Source organism: Saccharothrix mutabilis subsp. mutabilis, from assembly GCF_039521145.1.
In the GTDB taxonomy this organism is placed as follows: domain Bacteria; phylum Actinomycetota; class Actinomycetes; order Mycobacteriales; family Pseudonocardiaceae; genus Actinosynnema; species Actinosynnema mutabilis.
In genome coordinates, this window is the sequence record NZ_BAAABU010000003.1 from 355039 (window position 1) to 371810 (window position 16772).

15 protein-coding genes and 1 pseudogene are annotated in these 16772 nt (G+C 74.8%); 15 read left to right on the plus strand and 1 reads right to left on the minus strand.

Going from position 1 to position 16772, the window contains the following annotated elements; all coding sequences use genetic code 11:
- Positions 1-30 precede the first annotated feature (30 nt).
- From ABD126_RS09305 to ABD126_RS09330, 6 genes and pseudogenes are all read left to right on the plus strand, one after another.
- Entirely contained in the window at positions 31-1155 is a 1125-nt protein-coding gene (locus ABD126_RS09305; RefSeq protein ID WP_343933302.1) for a sensor histidine kinase, read from the plus strand.
- Positions 1152-1753: pseudogene (locus ABD126_RS09310) on the plus strand (response regulator transcription factor). The gene ABD126_RS09305 and the pseudogene ABD126_RS09310 overlap by 4 nt, the downstream one beginning before the upstream one ends.
- A gap of 239 nt (positions 1754-1992) precedes the next feature.
- Complete coding sequence (locus ABD126_RS09315; RefSeq protein WP_343933303.1) at positions 1993-2643, plus strand: peptidylprolyl isomerase; 651 nt, start codon at positions 1993-1995, stop codon at positions 2641-2643.
- 56 nt (positions 2644-2699) lie between these two features.
- Positions 2700-3050, plus strand: a complete 351-nt coding sequence (locus ABD126_RS09320) for a hypothetical protein (protein WP_343933305.1) — start codon at positions 2700-2702, stop codon at positions 3048-3050.
- 1 nt (position 3051) lies between these two features.
- Positions 3052-3630, plus strand: a complete 579-nt coding sequence (locus ABD126_RS09325) for an acetoacetate decarboxylase family protein (protein WP_343933306.1) — start codon at positions 3052-3054, stop codon at positions 3628-3630.
- A 29-nt stretch (positions 3631-3659) separates the two neighbouring features.
- Positions 3660-7991, plus strand: a complete 4332-nt coding sequence (locus ABD126_RS09330) for a cation-translocating P-type ATPase (RefSeq protein WP_343933307.1) — start codon at positions 3660-3662, stop codon at positions 7989-7991.
- Here ABD126_RS09330 and ABD126_RS09335 read toward each other — a convergent pair.
- On the minus strand, positions 7988-9292 hold the full coding sequence (locus ABD126_RS09335) for a serine/threonine-protein kinase (protein ID WP_343933308.1): 1305 nt from the start codon (positions 9290-9292) through the stop codon (positions 7988-7990). The genes ABD126_RS09330 and ABD126_RS09335 overlap by 4 nt on opposite strands.
- A gap of 209 nt (positions 9293-9501) precedes the next feature.
- On the opposite strand from ABD126_RS09335, the gene ABD126_RS09340 reads away from it, so the two are divergent.
- From ABD126_RS09340 to ABD126_RS09380, 9 genes are all read left to right on the plus strand, one after another.
- Positions 9502-9885, plus strand: a complete 384-nt coding sequence (locus ABD126_RS09340) for a bacteriophage spanin2 family protein (protein WP_343933309.1) — start codon at positions 9502-9504, stop codon at positions 9883-9885.
- 161 nt (positions 9886-10046) lie between these two features.
- The gene (locus tag ABD126_RS09345; protein ID WP_343933310.1) at positions 10047-10247 is read left to right on the plus strand and encodes a DUF2795 domain-containing protein; all 201 of its coding nucleotides are present in this window, start codon (positions 10047-10049) and stop codon (positions 10245-10247) included.
- A 24-nt stretch (positions 10248-10271) separates the two neighbouring features.
- Positions 10272-11027 (plus strand): alpha/beta fold hydrolase, encoded by a 756-nt coding sequence (locus ABD126_RS09350; RefSeq protein WP_343933311.1) that lies wholly within the window; start codon positions 10272-10274, stop codon positions 11025-11027.
- A 55-nt stretch (positions 11028-11082) separates the two neighbouring features.
- Positions 11083-13467, plus strand: coding sequence for a molybdopterin oxidoreductase family protein (locus tag ABD126_RS09355; RefSeq protein ID WP_343933312.1), 2385 nt, complete (start codon positions 11083-11085; stop codon positions 13465-13467).
- A 5-nt stretch (positions 13468-13472) separates the two neighbouring features.
- Positions 13473-13931 carry a hypothetical protein gene (locus ABD126_RS09360; RefSeq protein ID WP_343933313.1) on the plus strand — a complete coding sequence of 153 codons (459 nt, stop codon included), beginning with the start codon at positions 13473-13475 and terminating at the stop codon, positions 13929-13931.
- Positions 13932-14025: 94 nt separating this feature from the next.
- Positions 14026-14409 carry a DUF1330 domain-containing protein gene (locus tag ABD126_RS09365; RefSeq protein ID WP_343933314.1) on the plus strand — a complete coding sequence of 128 codons (384 nt, stop codon included), beginning with the start codon at positions 14026-14028 and terminating at the stop codon, positions 14407-14409.
- Positions 14410-14441: 32 nt separating this feature from the next.
- Complete coding sequence (locus ABD126_RS09370) at positions 14442-14963, plus strand: QsdR family transcriptional regulator (RefSeq protein WP_343933315.1); 522 nt, start codon at positions 14442-14444, stop codon at positions 14961-14963.
- Positions 14964-15073: 110 nt separating this feature from the next.
- On the plus strand, positions 15074-15466 hold the full coding sequence (locus ABD126_RS09375) for an alpha/beta hydrolase domain-containing protein (protein ID WP_343933316.1): 393 nt from the start codon (positions 15074-15076) through the stop codon (positions 15464-15466).
- A complete protein-coding gene (locus ABD126_RS09380) occupies positions 15463-16716 on the plus strand; it encodes a hypothetical protein (RefSeq protein WP_343933317.1) in 1254 nt (417 codons plus the stop codon). Before ABD126_RS09375 ends, ABD126_RS09380 begins: the two co-directional genes overlap by 4 nt.
- The last annotated feature ends 56 nt before the right edge of the window (positions 16717-16772 follow it).

Genomic DNA, 16772 nt, shown 5'->3' on the forward strand with positions numbered 1-16772 from the left:
CCGGGGTGATCCGGCTCGTAGATTCGTGCGGTGACTCTGATCGGCACCTTGCGCCGCTGGACGTGGTGGTCGGTGGTCGGCGCGGGCGTGATGGTCGCGCTGGTGACCGCGTTGGAGCTGTCCACCGGCAAGTACGGCGTGGTCGGCACGCCGCTGCTGGCGGCGGCGGTGCTCGTGGTGTCCGTCCAGCACGTCCGGTACCTGCGGCAGGCGATGGGCGGTGTCGGGCGGGGCGAGCAGCGGACCGTCGAGCACCTGGCGACGTTCGCGGTCGCGGTGGCGGCGCTGGCGTACGCGGACACGCGGGTCGAGGTGCCGATGGCGTGGTACCTGCTGTCGGCGGCGGTGATCGCGCACGTCGTGGCGACGACGCGGGCGGTGTCGCGGTGGCGGCTGGTGGCGGCGGGCACGGTCGTGGTGGTGCTGGCGGGCGGGGTGCTGTGGTCGGACGACCTGCTGGGCTCGTTGGTGATGCCCGTGGTGCTGGTGGTGGGGTTCGTGGTCGGCGAGTCGGTGCAGCTGTGGTTCTGGGACGCGGTGCTCAAGCTCGACTCGGCCCGGCAGACCTCCGAGGCGCTGGCGGTGGCCGAGGAACGGCTGCGCTTCGCCGCGGACCTGCACGACATCCAGGGCCACCACTTGCAGGCGATCGCGTTGAAGGGTGAGCTGATCGCGCGGCTGATCGGCCGCGACGACGACGCGGCGCGCACGCACGCGGACGAGGTGGCGGAGTTGGCGCGGACGGCGTTGAAGGAGACCCGGGACGTCGTCCACGGCTACCGGCGGGCCAGCCTGGGCACGGAGATCACCAACGCGGTGGGCGTGCTGCGGGCGGCGGGCATCGAGACGGCGGTGACCGGCGACGCGGCCGACGTGCCGCCGCCGTTGCAGCCGCTGTTCGGGGCGCTGGTGCGGGAGGGGACGACGAACGTGCTGCGGCACAGCCGGGCGCGGCGGTGCTCGGTGGCGGTGGCCGTGGCGGACGGGCAGGTGTCGGTGCGGGTGCGCAACGACGGGGTGCGGCCGGACGAGCCGTCCGAGGCGGGCGCGGGGCTGGCCGGGTTGCGGGAGAGGTTCGCGACCGTGGGCGGGCTGGTGGAGGCGTGCCCGGCGGGCGCGGACGGGTTCGAGCTGGTGGGGCGGGTGCGGACGTGATCCGGATCGTGCTGGCCGACGACGAGGACCTGATCCGGGGCGCGCTGGCGGCGCTGCTGGAGCTGGAGGACGACCTGTCGGTGGTGGTGCAGGCCAGCGACGGGGACGCGGCGGTGGCGGCGGTGCGGGCGCACCGGCCCGACATCGCCGTGTTCGACCTGGAGATGCCCAAGCGCGACGGGGTGCTCGCGGCCGAGGCGGTGCGCGACCTGGAGGGCGTGGCGGTGGTGATCGTGACCCGGCACGCCCGGCCGGGGGGCTGCGACGGGCGTTGAGCGCGGGCGTGCGGGGGTTCGTGCCGAAGACGACCCCGGCGGCGAAGCTGGCCTCCATCCTGCGGGACGTCCACGCGGGGCGGCGCTACGTGGACTCGGAGATCGCGGCGGCGGCGCTGACCGAGGACGCGTGCCCGTTGACGGCCCGGGAACTGGACGTGCTGCGGTACGCGTTGCGCGGCGGGACGGTGACGACCATCGCGCAGGAGGCGCACCTGGCGGCGGGGACGGTGCGGAACTACCTGTCCTCGGCGATGACCAAGTTGGGCGCGCACACCCGGTACGAGGCCGCGCGGTTGGCGTGGGACGAGGGCTGGATCTGATCCGGCGGAGGGCCGGGTGGCGGAGGCGGCGGTCGACCCGGTGCGGCTGGCGGAGGTCGGGACGCGGGCGGTGCGGGTGGGGTGGGCCGAAGTTGTCGGGGCGGCGTGGGCTGGCGGGCCGTAGCGGTCCGGGCGGCGCGGGGGCGGAGGCGGAGGTGAAGGTGGAGGTGGGGGCGGCGCGGGGGCGGGCGGTAGCGGTCGGGGTGTGGGGGTGGCGCGGGGCGCTAGCCTCGGGGGTCATGCGAAGGTTCGTCCTGGTTCTGGCCCTGATCGCCACCGCCCTCGCCACGCCCGTCGCGTCCGCTGACCCCGCGCCCACGAAGCCGGTCAAGCACTGCGACTTCATCCCCACCCCCGAGAACCCTGCCGCCAAGCCCGTCAAGCCGCCCCGGCCCGCCGCGTCCACCCGCGGTGGCGGGACGGTGTTCCTGGCGACCAACTACGGGGTGGTCGTCATCGAGCTGGACCGCTCGGTCGCCGCCTGCGCCGCGCACAACTTCGTCCACCTCGTCCGCCACGCTTTCTACGACGACACCCGGTGCTTCCGGCTCACGAACTCCGCTCGCCTGGGCGTCCTCCAGTGCGGGGACATCTACCGCGCCGAGGAGGGCGGCCCGGGGTACCGGTTCGCCGACGAGGTGACCGGCGCCGAAACCTACCCGCGCGGCACGGTCGCGATGGGCAACCAGGGACCCGGCACCAACGGCAGCGAGTTCTTCATCGTCCACTCGCACGCCAACATCCGGCCCGTCTACAGCGTCTTCGGCCGCGTCGTGCACGGCATGGACACCCTGGACCGGATCGTCGCGGCGGGCATCGCCGGGGACGTCCAGGACGGCGCGCCCAAGCACCCCGTGCGCATCGGCTGTGCGATCACCCTGGTGCACTGAACCGGTCAACCGTTCGTGGTCAGCGGGAGCCGGGCGTGCTCACTAGAGTGCCGATCATGAGCGCGCCGCACGTCTGGCTCCCCACCTACGACCGCGGCCTGGTGCGGGCCGACCTGTTGCTGCGGATCGGGGCCGCCCGGTTGCTGACCGCCAACCCGCCCAAGCCGTGCGGGGTGGTGGTGCAGTTGCAGGGTGACGCCAACGGGCAGCGCGGCGGGGCCCGGGAGTACGTCGTCGCCCACGCCGACACCCTCGAACGCGCCGAGCAACTGCTGCTGGAGCTGCTGGTCGAGATCGACCGGGCGCTGGCGGCGGGCAGGTCCGGGGTGATCGAGTTCGACGCCGACGACCACCCGGCGCTGGTGGTGCTGCGCGAGGCGGGGGACGAGCCGATCCGGGAGCTGTGACGTGCGGTACCCGCCCGAACCGTGGCACCTGCGCGGCGCCTGCTGGGCGACGGCGTGGCTGGTCGACGCCGACGCGGTGCCCGGCGCGGTCCGGCCGTTGAGCGTGCGCGGCCGGACGGTCGTGGTGACCGTGTTCGTCGACTACCAGCCCGGCGGGGTGCTGACCTACCGGGAGCTGGCGGCCGTCGTGCCGGTCCGGCGCGGGGTGTCGATCACGTCGATCTGGGTGGACAGCCCGGCCTCGCGCGACGGCGGCCGGGAGCTGTGGGACATCCCCAAGCGGCTCGCCCGCTTCGACCTGACGCCGGCCCCGCCGTTCGCCGCGCTCGCCCACGACGACCACCACACGATCGCCACCGCCCGCCTCGACAAGGCGTCCCGCTGGTGGCTGCCGGTCGCGGCCCGCGCGGCGGTGCGCCAGCCGAAGCGGACCCCGCTGGCCGTGCGCGGCCGGGTCGCGCCGGCGAGGCTGTCCTGGAGCTTCGACGGGCCGCTGGCCTGGCTGGACGGGGCGCGTCCGCTGTTCGGGCTGGCCGTCACCCGGATGCGGTTGAGGTTCGGCCCCGAACGAGTGGCTTGAGTTCCCACGCGTGGGGGAAACCACGCACGGTGGAACTCCTCGGCATCGATCCGGTGCGCACGGCCGGCGGCCTGGCCAAGGGCCTGGTGGGACTCGCCCTCGCCCCGCTGGAGCGCACCCCGCTGCTGCGCCGCGACCGGCGCAACGTGTGGTCGTGCCCGGGACGCCTGCACATCGAGGCGCACGGCGTCCACAGGCCGCGCGGCAAGCAGGTCGCCGCCCGCGTCGAACGCGCGTTGGAACAGCACCCCGGCGTGCGCTGGGCCCGCGTCAACGCCCCGTCGTCACGGGTGATCGTCGCCGTGGCCGACCCGCCGCCGCGCACCGCCGAGCTGGTCGAGCTGGTCCGCCGCGCCGAGGCCGAACCCGCCACCGAGGACGAGCGGCTGGTCGAGGACGAGCTGCACCACCCGGCCGACGGCCTCAAGGGCACCCGCCTGATCCCGACGCTCGCCGCCGACGCCGCGGGCCTGGTGCTGGCCGCCATCACCAAGGTCGCGCCGTGGGCGCCGCTGCCCGGCGAGATCGCCGCCCTGACCGCCGCCGTCGACCTGCACCCCAAGCTGCGCGAGCTGGCCGCCGGCAGGCTCCAGGGCCGGGAACGCGCCGACACCGCCACCTCCGTCCTCGCCGCCCTGGTGCACGGCCTGGCCTCGCGCAGCGAGGGAACGCTGCTCGACATCGCCCAACGCGTCCAGCAGTGGCGCGAGGTCAAGGCGCACGAACGGGCCTGGTGCGCCGCCGAGGACGGCCTGATCAAGGGCCCCGAGGACGCCGCCGCCGACCCGATCGTGGTCGAACGGCCCGCGCCGGTCCCCGAGGGCCCGGCCGACCGCTACGCCCGCCGCGCGCTGGCCGCCGGGGCGCTCGCGGGCTTGGCCGCCGCGCCGTTCACCGGCCCGCGCCGGGCGATGGCGCTGGGTGTCGCGAGCCTGCCCAAAGCGCCGTCGGTCGCGCGGGCCGCGTTCGCCGCGCAGCTCGGCCGGGTGCTGGCCCGCCACGGCACGCTGGTCATGGAGCGGTCCGTGCTGCGCGGCCTGGACGCGGTGGACCTGCTCGTGCTGGACGAGGCCGCGCTCGGGTCGGGCCGGTCGGTGCTCAGCGACCTGGTGCCGCTGCCCGACACCGACCCCGCCGAGTCCGCCCGGCACGCGTTCGCGTTGTTCGACCCGGACGAGCCAACCGCCCTCCAGCGCGACGGCGAGTGGGTGCTGGGGCCGATCGACCAGCTCACCCTGAAGGGCCGCAAGGGAACCAGGGAGCGGCGCAAGCTCACCGGCGACGTCCTGGGCCTGGCCCGCGGCGACCGGCTGGAGGCCGTGCTCGCCGTGGACGTGGAGACGCCGCCGATCGTGGACGCGATCGTCGTGGCCGCGCGGGAGGCCGGGCTGCGGCTGGTCGTGGCCGGCGGCCCGTCCCGCTCCGCCGACACCACGGTCCCGTCCGGCACCGGGCTGGTCGGCGCGGTGCGCGGGTTCCAGGCCGAGGGGCACGTGGTGATGGTGGTGTCCGACCACCGCACCGCGCTGGGCGCGTCGGACTGCGGCGTGGGCGTGCACCGCGCGGGCGGGCCGCCGCCGTGGGGCGCGCACCTGGTCGTCGGGGAGGACCTGTCGGCGGTCGTGCTGCTCGTGGAGGCGGTCGCGGCGGCGCGGCGGGTGAGCCGGGACGGGATCATGCTGGCCCAGGCCGCGAGCGGCATCGGCGCGGTGGGGGCGTTGACCACGCGCGGACCCTGGCCCGCCGAGGGCGCGTCCCGCGCGGTGAACACGGCGTCGGCGATCGGGTTCCTGGACGGCGTGTGGCGGGCGCGGCGGCTCGGGCAGCCCGGGCCGGCGGTCGAACGGCGCGCCACCCGACCGTGGCACCTGATGCCCGTGGACACCGTGCTGGAGCGGCTGGGTTCCGGGCCGGACGGCCTGGACGAGGGCGAGGTGCGCAGGCGGCGGTCCGGCGCGCGGCAGCGGTCCGTGGGGACCAGCCTGGGCAGCGCGTTCCTGGCCGAACTCGCCAACCCGCTGACCCCCGTGCTGGCCGGTGGCGCGGCGCTGTCCGCGGCTGTGGGGTCGCCGGTCGACGCGGCGCTGGTCGGCGGTGTCGTGGGCGTGTCGGCGTTGATCGGCAGCGTGCAGCAGGTGTTCACCGACCGGGCGTTGGCCGACCTGCTCGCCCGCTCCGCCGTGCGCGCGGTGGTGGTGCGGGGCGGTGTCGAGCAGGAGGTGAACGGCGACGACCTGGTGCCCGGTGACGTCGTGCGGCTGGCCGCCGGGGACGTGGTGCCCGCCGACTGCCGGTTGATCAGCGGCGACGGCGTGGAGGCCGACGAGTCGTCGGTGACGGGGGAGTCGTTGCCGGTGACCAAGGACCCCGCGCCGATCGTGGCCGCGGACCCGGCGGACCGGGCGTCGATGCTGTACGAGGGCACCACGATCGCGGTGGGCGAGGCGACGGCCGTGGTGGTCGCGGTCGGCGACGCCACCGAGGTCGGCCGGGCGATGGCCGCCGCCCGCCGCAGCACCCCGAACACCGGAGTGGAGGCGAGGCTCGCGGACCTGACCCGCAAGACGCTGCCGGTCGCGCTCGGTTCGGCGGTCGCGGTGGTCGGGGCCGGGCTGCTGCGCGGGGTCCCGTTGCGGCAGAGCATGGGCGCGGCGGTGAACCTGGCGGTGGCGTCGGTGCCCGAGGGTCTGCCGTTCCTGGTCAACGCCGCCCAGCTGGCCGCCGCGCGCCGGCTCGCCGACCACGGCGCGCTGGTCCGCAACCCGCGCACGATCGAGGCGCTGGGCCGGGTGGACGTGCTGTGCTTCGACAAGACCGGAACGCTGACCGAGGGTCGGCTGAAGGTGAGCCGGGTGGACAACGGCCGCCGCGGCGCCGCGCCCGGGGCCTTGGACGACACCCTGCGCACCGTGCTGGCGGCGGCCGTCCGGGCGACCCCGGCGGCCGACGACCCGTCCGACCTGGTCCACCAGACCGACCGCGCGGTCCTGGAGGGCGCGCGGTCGGCCCGCGTGCGCGCCACGACCGGGCGGCGCGGCTGGGCGGCGGTGGAGGTGCTGTCGTTCGAACCGTCGCGCGGCTACCACGCGACCCTGGGGCGGGGCGGGCTGCTCAGCGTCAAGGGCGCTCCGGAGGTGGTGCTGCCGCGCTGCGACCTGGACGACAAGACCCGCAAGCGCCTGGAGGACCGCGTGCTCAAGCTCGCGGGACGGGGTCACCGGGTGCTGGCCGTGGCGGAGCGGTCCGGGTTCCGGGGGACGTCGGTGACCGACGAGGACGTCACCGGGTTGACCCCGATGGGGTTCATCGCCCTGTCCGACCCGGTCCGCGACGGCGCGCCCCCGGCGGCGGCGACGCTGCGCGAGGCGGGCGTGCGGATCGTGATGATCACCGGCGACCACCCCGCGACCGGTGAGGCGATCGCGGCCGAGGTCAACGGTTCCTCCGAGGACGTGACGGTGGTCAGCGGCGCGGACGTGGAGGCCATGTCCGACGAGGAGCTGGACGCCCTTCTGCCCACTGTGGACGTCATCGCCCGCTGCACGCCGGCTCAGAAGGTCCGGATCATCGAGGCGTACCAACGCTTGGGGCGCGTGGTCGCGATGACCGGCGACGGGGCGAACGACGCTCCGGCGATCCGCCTGGCCGACGTGGGCATCGCCTTGGGCAGGCGGGGGACGCCTGCCGCTCGTGCCGCCGCCGACCTGGTGGTGACCGACGACCGCCTGGAGACGATCATCTCGGCGCTGGTCGAGGGTCGGGCGATGTGGGCGTCGGTGCGGGAGGCGCTGGCGATCCTGTTGGGCGGCAACCTGGGCGAGATCGCGTTCAGCGTGCTGGGTTCGGCGGTGACCGGGCGTTCGCCGTTGACCGCACGGCAGTTGCTGCTGGTGAACCTGCTGACCGATCTCGCTCCGGCGATGGCGATCGCCTTGAGCCGCCCGGACGGCGAGTCGGTGCCCGAGCTGTTGCGGGAGGGGCCCTCGACGTCGTTGGGGTCGGCGTTGACGCGCGACATCACGGCACGGGCGGTGACCACGACGTTGGGCGCGACGGCGGCGTGGACAGTGGCCCGGCTCACGGGGCGGCAGCGGCGGGCGAGCACGGTCGCGCTGGCGGCGCTGGTGGGGACGCAGTTGGGGCAGACGCTGATCACCGGCGGGTGGGACCGGTCGGTGCTGGCGGCCGGCCTGGGGTCGGCGGCGGCGTTGGGCGCGGTGATCCAGACGCCCGGGGTGAGCCAGTTCTTCGGCTGCACGCCGTTGGGGCCGATCGGGTGGGGCATCGCGCTGTCGAGCGCGACCGCGGCCAACGTCCTCGGTCTGGCGCTGTCGCCGCTGATCCGCGCGTCGGAGTCCTAATCGGATTCGCAGGTGACGGCCGGGTCGCGGGTGAACGGGCCGTTGGCGGTGAAGCCGAAGGTCGTGGAGCCGGCCACGGGCAGGCGGGCGTTGTGGGAGAGGTTCGTGACCGTGATCGAGTCGGCGGCGGCGGTGACCGTGCCGTTCCACAGGTTGCTGATCACGTGCCCGGCTTCCCGGGGCCAGGTGACGGTCCAGTTGGGCAGGGCGCTGTCGCGGGCGTTCTGCACGGTGATCTCCGCCTGGTAGCCGCCGGGCCAGGAGTTGGTCACCTTGAAGCGGGCGGTGCAGTCGGGCGGGGGTGCGGCCGTGGTCGTGGCCGTGGCCGTGGCCGTGGTGGTGGTCGTGGTGGTGGTGGTCGTGGCTGGTTGGGGTTGCGTGATCGGTTGGCGTTGCGTGGTTTCCTGTGAGGTCGGGGTGGCGGCGGGGGTTCGGTCGTCTTGCAGGTAGAGGCCGATGGTGATCCCGGCCGCCACGAGCACGGCGGCTGCCGCCAGGGCCGTGGTCCTGCGCCACGCCCGACGCGGTGGGGTCTCGGCGGGCTCGTCCAGGACCTGGGTCTTCGGACGTTCGGCGACGACCGCGTCCAGCAGGGCGCAGAAGTCGGCCATCGTGGGGCGTTCCGCGGGGTCGCGCCGCAGCGCCAGGGCCAGCACCTCCGCCAACAGGCCGTCCCCGCCCGGTTCCGCGGTCGGTGGACGGCCGTTCAGGGCGGCGTGGAGGACGGCACCCAGGGAGTACACGTCCGAGGCGAACACAGCGCCCGCGCCGGCCGCGACCTCCGGGGCCCAGAACGCAGGGGTGCCCACGACGGCCTTCCCGTCGGTCACGGTCCCCTCGCCGATCGCGCGGGCGATGCCGAAGTCGGCGATCTTCGCCGTGCCGTCGTCGGTGAGCAGGATGTTGAACGGGGACACGTCCCGGTGCACGATCCCGGCGGCGTGGGCGGCGGCCAGGGCCGAGGCGACCTGCCAGCCCACGCCGGCCACCAGGGACTCCGGCAGCGGGCCCGCGTCGGTCAGGTCGGCCAGGGTCCTCGACGGCAGGTACTCCAGCACCAGGCACGGCCTGCCGCCGTGGTCGACCACGTCGTGGACGCTGATGGCGTGGGGGTGGCGCAGGCGGGCCGCGACCCGGCCCTCCCGGACCACCCGCTCGACGTCGCCGGACATCAGGAACTTCAACGCCACCACGCGGTCCAGCCGCTCGTCGCGGGCGCGCCACACCACGCCGGCGGCGCCCCGGCCCACCTGCGCCTGCAGGCGGTACCGCCCCGCGATCACCTCGTCGTGCTCCGGCACAGCGCAGAAATTACTTCGCCGCGCGGGCCCGCGACCAGCCCTGTTTGACGCGGGCGCGGTGATCACGGCATGCTGGTGGTGCGGAGGGGAGTACCCGCCCGGTTCGTGATCGTCACTACGGCCGCTCGGCAGCGGCTCGGTCACGACGCCGGCGCCGGTGGGCGCTGGTCGGGGAGACCTCTGGTTCCAGCCGAGCCGGAGGAGTCCTGATGCGCGTTCCCGTCGCCCTGTCCGCTGTCGCCCTGGTGGCCGTCGTGAGCGGCTGCGGCGCCGCGCAGGAGGCCGCCCAGACCGCGTCCGCGATCGCCGACACCGCCACCACCGTGCAGGTGTGCGCGGAGGCGCTGTCCCAGGCCACCGCCGCCGTCGACCCGGCTTCGCCGCAGCAGGCCGTGGACCAGGCGCACGCCGCCGCGGCGTCCTTGACCGACCTCGCCGCGACCGCCGCCGACACGACCGTCAACGGGGCGATCACCGGCTTGGCGGCCACGTTGCGCGAGGTCACGGTCGAGGACCTGATCGGGCAGCCGGCCGCGTGGTTGGCGCGCAAGGCCGACCAGGTGGCGGCGTTGACCAGCGCCTGCGCCGGCTGAGTCGCGAGGCGGGCAAGCGGCCGGCGTCGGTTCTCGTGCGCCCGGCAACGCCCGCCGCCTTCACCCCATCGGGTGGCGGTCGGTTTCCGGCCGGGGTGTGCGGGTACCGCGCCGTACGACGGCTCGTGGACCAGGCGTGCCGACGACGGACCGGAGGAGCGATGGCCGAGACCACGCGGGACGTGCTGCGGGCGACGCTGGCGGAGGTCGCGTTCCCGGCCACCAAGAACGACCTGCTCGACGCCGCCATCCGCAAGGGCGACCCGACGGCCGTGCAGGCGCTGCGGGAGATCGCGCGGGCCGAGTACGCCGACCTGGACGAGGTGTTCCGGGCGGTCACCCTGGGCGAGGGCGGCTCCTGACGGCTGCGCGCTCCCGACCTGCCGATGGCGGAGGTGACCCGCGCCGAGCACACGGTCGTCGCGGGGACGCGGGTGCACGCGGCGGTCCTCGGTCCGGAGGGCGCGCCCGAGGTCGTGTGCGTGCCGGGGTTGGGCTGTTCGCACCGCTACTTCCTGCCGCTGGCGCGACGGCTCGCGCCCGCGGCGCGGGTGGCCGTGGTGGACCTGCCGGGGTTCGGCCGCACGCCGGGGCCGCGGGAGGCGTTGGACGTGCGGGGGCTGTCGCTGGCGCTGGCGGGCTGGTTGCGGGCGACGAACCGCGGCGGGGCGCTGTTGATCGCGAACTCCGCCGGCTGCCAGGTCGTGGTGGACCTCGCCGTGCACTCGCCCGACCTGCTCGGCCCCGCCGTGCTGGCCGGCCCCACGATGGACCGGCGCGCGCGCACCGCGTGGCGCCAGGTGCTGCGGCTGCTCGCCGACGCCCCGCGGGAGCGCCCTTCGCTGAGCCTCGTGGCCACCCGGGACTACCTGGGAGCCGGACCGGCGCGCATGGCCGCGACGCTGCGCCACCTGCTCGCCGACCCGGTCGAACGCAAGCTGCACCACGTCCGGACACCGACCGTGGTCGTGCGGGGCAGCCGTGACCCGATCGTGCCGCGCTCGTGGGCGCGGGAAGTCGCGGCGCTGCTGCCGAACGGCCGGTTCGCCGAGGTGCCCGGCGCGCACGCCCTCAACTACTCCGCGCCCGACGAACTCGCCGCCGTCGCCCGGTCGCTCCTGACCCGCGAGGGGAGCGGTTGACCGCCGCCGGCCGGGGTAGCCGACGGGGCGGGCAGTCGAGCGACGGAGGAGCCGCGTGGCCGATCGAATCTCGGACATCTGGGGCACGCGGACACCGCACGCCAGGGACACCGCCTGGCCGGTGCGGGTCGACCTGCACCTGGCCGAGGGCGTGGCCGAGACCGACGTGGACCGGTGGGTCCAGTCGGCGTGCGTGCTGTGCAGCAACGGGTGCGGCTGCGACATCGCCGTCAAGGACGGGCGCGTGGTGGGTGTGCGGGGCCGGGCCGAGGACGTGGTCAACCACGGCCGCCTGGGTCCCAAGGGGCTCTACGGCTCCTGGCAGTGGAACGGCGGCGACCGGTTGACCCGTCCGCTGGTGCGGCGCGACGGCGCGCTGGTGGAGACCGACTGGGACACCGCGATGGACCTGGTGGTCCGCCGGTCCCGGCGACTGCTGGACGAGGTCGGGCCGCTCTCGCACGGCTTCTACACCAGCGGGCAGCTGTTCCTGGAGGAGTACTACACCCTCGCGGTGATCGGCAAAGCCGGCCTGGGCACCCCGCACATGGACGGCAACACCCGCCTGTGCACGGCCACCGCCGCCGCGGCGATGAAGGAGAGCTTCGGCTCCGACGGGCAACCCGGCACCTACACCGACGTGGACTCGTGCGACGCGCTGTTCCTGTTCGGGCACAACATGGCCGAGACGCAGACCGTGCTGTGGTCCCGGGTGCTGGACCGGCTGCACGGCCCGGACCGGCCGCTGGTGGTCGCGGTGGACCCGCGCCGCACGAAGGTCGCCGAGGCGGCGGTGGAGTCCGGGGGAGTGCACCTGGCCCCGCTGCCCGGCACCAACCAGGCCCTGATGAACGGTCTGGTCCGCGAGGTCGTCGTCAACGGGTGGGTGAACCACGACTACGTCACCGCGCACACGCTCGGCTACGCCGACCTGGTCGCCACCGTGCGGCCCTACACGCCCGAGCACGTGGCGGAGATCTGCCGGATCGACCCGGACGACCTGCGGCGCGCCGCGCGGATCTTCGGCACCTCCGAGCGGGTGCTGTCCACGGTGTTGCAGGGTTTCTACCAGTCCCACCAGGCCACGGCGGCGTCCTGCCAGGTCAACAACCTGCACCTGCTGCGCGGGCTGATCGGCCGTCCCGGCTGCGGCGTCCTGCAGATGAACGGCCAGCCCACCGCCCAGAACACCCGGGAGACCGGGGCGGACGGCGACCTGCCGGGGTTTCGCAACTGGGACAACCCCGAGCACGTCGAGCAGTTGGCGCGGCTGTGGAACGTGGACCCGCTGACCATCCCGCACTGGGCGCCGCCCACGCACGCCATGCAGATCTGGCGCTACGCCGAGCAGGGCTCGATCCGGTTCCTGTGGATCTCGGCGACCAACCCGGCCGTGTCGCTGCCCGAACTGCCGCGCGTGCGCGAGGTCCTGGCGCGCGAGGACCTGTTCGTGGTGGTGCAGGACGGGTTCCGCACCGAGACCGCCGAGTACGCCGACGTGGTGCTGCCCGCCGCCCTGTGGGGGGAGAAGCAGGGCACCTTCACCAACGCCGACCGCACCGTGCACCTGTCGGAGAAGGCCGTCGAACCGCCCGGGGAGGCGCGGTCGGACCTGGACATCTTCCTCGACTACGCCCGCCGCATGGACTTGCGCGACCTCGACGGAAACCCGTTGATCCGGTGGTCGGACCCGGAGGGCGCGTTCGAGGCGTGGCGGGAGTGCAGCCGGGGCCGGCTGTGCGACTACACCGGCCTGTCCTACGCCAAGCTCGCCGGCAGCGGCGGCATCCCGTGGCCGTGCGACGACGAGCACCCCGACGGCTGCGACCGGCTCTACGCCGACGGGGTCTTCCCCACCCACCCGGACGTGTGCGAGGACTACGGCCACGACCTGCTCACCGGCGCCACCACCGAGCCCGCGCGGTACCAAGCGCAACGCCCCGACGGCCGCGCGTTCCTCAAGGCCGCCGAGTACTCGCCGCCGCCCGAACAGCCCAGCGCCGACTACCCGTTCGTGTGCACCACCGGGCGCACGGCCTACCACTTCCACACCCGCACCAAGACCGGCCGCTCGCGCCGCCTGCGCCAGGCCGCGCCCGATCCGTGGGTGGAACTGTCCGCCGGCGACGCCGCCGCGCTCGGCGTGGGCGAGGGGGACGTGGTGCGGGTGGAGTCGCCACGCGGCCGGGTGGAAGCGCCCGCGCGCGTCGGCCGGAGCCGGGACGGCGTGGTGTTCGTGCCGTTCCACTACGGCTACTGGGACACCGATGACGGCCGGCACGAGCGGGCGGCCAACGAGCTGACCCTGACCGAGTGGGACCCGGTGTCCAAGCAGCCGCTGTTCAAGGTCGCGGCGGTGCGGGTGACGAAGGTGTCCGACGCGACCGGCCCGGCCCCGGTACCGCCCACCCCGGACCACACCCCCCACGCGGAGGGCTGACACCGATGCACCTGGCCACCTACCTGGGACTGCTGCACACGTCGCTGACCACCCTTGCCGACGCCTTCCGCGAGGTCGCCCGGGGCCACGGCGAGGAGCCCGACGTCGAGCACACCTGCCGGGTCCTCGCCCAGCGGACCGATGCCCAGGCCGAAGCGCTGGCACCGGCCGTCGAGCGCTACGGCGAGCACCGCGAGGAGGAACCCGAACGCCTGCACGCCGCCGGCCTCGACGCCACCCGCGGCGGGCCCGTCGGCCTGCTGCGCGACCTCCAGGACCTCTACACGCTGGCGAGCCTCACCGACATCACCTGGACCGTCGTCGGCCAGGCCGCGCAAGGCCTGCGGGACCGGGACCTGCTCGACATCGTCACCACCCACGAGCGGGACACCGCCCGCCAGCTGGCCTGGCTGCGCACGCGCGTCAAGCAGGCCGCACCCCAGGCCCTGATCGCCGCCGAGTGACCCGCAGGCGATGACACCGATGGCGGCGCGCCGCGGAGGTGGCATGCTCGGAGGCCGCCCGAACGGTTCAGGCGGCGGGTACGGGAGGTGGCGGGTGGCGGTCGATCCCAGGGGCGCGGACCTCAAGCGGCTGGTCCAGGAGGACCCCGGCGGGCCGGTCGTGATGCTGAACCTGCTCAGGTTCGCCGAGGGCGGCCGGGAGGCCTACGACGAGTACGCGCGCCACCTCCGCGAGACCTTCCTGCCGCGTTACGGCGCGGAGGTCCTCTACGCGGGAACCGGCTCGACCGCCCTGGTGGCCGAGGACGGCCAGAGCTGGGACGCGGTGCTGCTGGTCCGCTACCCGGACCGGGCGGCGTTCAGCCGGATGGTCGCGGACCCGGAGTACCAGGAGGTCACCCGGTTGCGCACGGACGCGCTGACCGAAGCCGTCCTGCAGGCCACCACGCCTCTGTCCGGGTCGTTCGCCCAGCGGTGACCGGCCGGGTGGGGTCGGTGGGGGCTCGGCGGGTGGTCACTCGCGAGCAGGTGGTCCGCGGCGCGTGCCGGTTCTTCGTACTGCACGGGTCGGTGGACATGGATGCGCTCGCCGCGGGCCTCGCGGTCAGTCGGGCCACGCTCTACCGGGTCGCGCGCAGCCGCGACGGGCTGCTGGCGGACGCGCTGTGGACGCTCGGCGGCCGGGTCCTGGAAGGGGCGCGGCGGCAGTGCGCGGACGGCGGGGTGGAGGGCGTCCTCCGGGTCACCCGCGAGTTCGTGGCGCGGGTGAACTCCGCCGCGCCCTTCCGCCGGTTCCTGTGCCGCGAACCGGACACCGCCGCCCGCGTCCTGCTGCACGAGGTCCACCGCAGGGCCGTGGCGGCGCAGCGCGACATCCTCAAGAGCGTCAAGCCGTGGCCGCCGGGCGAACTCGACCAGGCGGCCTACCTCTACGTCAGGCTGGTGGAGTCGGTGCTGTACGCCGAACTGCTCGGCGGCGGGCCCCTGGACCTCCACCTGGCCGAGCGCGCCGCCCGGTCGCTGCTGGCGTGAAAAACGTGCGACGGCCGTCTCACGATCGCCACGCGTCCTGGTGCGCCGCAACGACTCCTCGCTAGCTTCGGCGATCGCCCCCCGTCGCCGGAAAGCCGTGGGAGTCGAGAATGCCGCTCCGCCACGTCGGCCCGCTCGCGCTGGCACTGGCCCTGCTCTTCCCCGCACCCACCCCGGCCGCCGCCACCCCCGAGGCCACCGCGCCAGCCGCCGCTGCACCGACCGCCACCGCCTCCGCCGCGCCGGCTCGCCTGGCGCTGGGCGGCGTCCGGCTGTCCCAGGTCGCCGCGCCCCGCGCGCTGAACACCGGCGACAACAGCGGTGAGGCGTTCTGCCGCCTGTTCGGCACCCACGTCCCCTTCGACGCCGACACCCTCAAGCGCCTCTACCCGACCCACGGCCACCACGTCCACCGGGTCGTCACGACCGACGCGGCGAACGTCCGCGCCGGCTACCTGCTGCCCGCCGACGCCCGGGCCAACCTGCGAGAGGTGACGCGATGAAGCTCGCCCTGGTCGTCGGCCTGCTGCTGACACTCCTCACGGTCCCCGCGCGGGCCGACGCGCTCACGCCGGTCGTGTTCGTGCACGGCCACCAGGGTTCCGCGCAACAGTGGCAGTCCAACGCGAAGCGGTTCTCCGGCAACGGCTACCCGGACCACCTGCTGCACGTCTTCGAGTACGACACGAGCGTGCCCACCAACGACCGGGCGATCGCCGAGCTGGACGTGTTCCTGGCCGGCGTCCGCGCCCGCACCCGTTCGTCCGCGGTGGACGTCATCGCGCACTCCCGCGGCACGACCGTCATGCACGCCTACCTCGCGACCCCCGAACGCGCGGCCGGCGTGCGGCGGTACGTGAACGTCGACGGCCGGTCCAGCGCCGCCCCGCCCGGCGGGTTGCCGACCCTGGCGCTGTGGGGGAGCGCGCAACCGAACGGCTCGATCGGCGGCGCGACCAACGTCGACCTGACCTCCCTGGGCCACACCGAGACCACCACGTCCGCCGCCGGGTTCGCCCACATGCACCGGTTCCTGCGCGGCCGGGACGCCTACACCACCCTCGTGCTGCCCGAACCGGTCGTGCGGATCGCCGGCCGGGCCACGTTCTTCCCGCAGAACGAAGGCGTGCCGGGCGTTCTGAAGGTGTGGGAGGTGGTGAACGGCGTTCGCGTCGGCTCGCCCCGCACGACCACCACGTCCGCCGACGGCGCGTTCGGCCCGCTCCTGGCCGATCCGCGCAAGCACTACGAGTTCGAGTTGGTGCGCGAGGGCGAGCTGACCCACCACTTCTACTTCGAGCCGTTCGAGCGCTCGGACCGGTTCCTGCGCCTCCAGGTGTCCAAGCCGGGCGGCATCGGCGACCAGGTGGACCGGTGCCCCACGCACACGGCCGTCACGGTGGTGCGCAACCGGGAGTGGTGGTCGGGCGAGGACCGGCTTGAGTACGACGGGACCGACGTCCTCGCGCCCGCCGCCGCGCCGAAGCTGCGGCAGGTGCTCGCGGCGTTCGCGTTCGACGACGGCTGCGACGGGGTGTCGGCGCCGGGCGTGGCGCTGCCGCCGTTCGCGAGCCTGCCGTTCCTGACCGCCACCGACACCCACCTGGCCACCGCGCCGGCCGCTCCGATCCGGGTCACCCAGCACGCGCGGGGCACCGGCGGGTCCCGCACGGTGGTGGTGCGGAACTGGCCGTCGGACGCGCACGCGGTGACCGTGCAGTTCAAGGACTACCTGGACCTGCGGCACACGTAGACGCGGCCGGGGACAGCTCGAACGCCCGCGCGTGTCGGTCATGGCGGTCCGGTTCA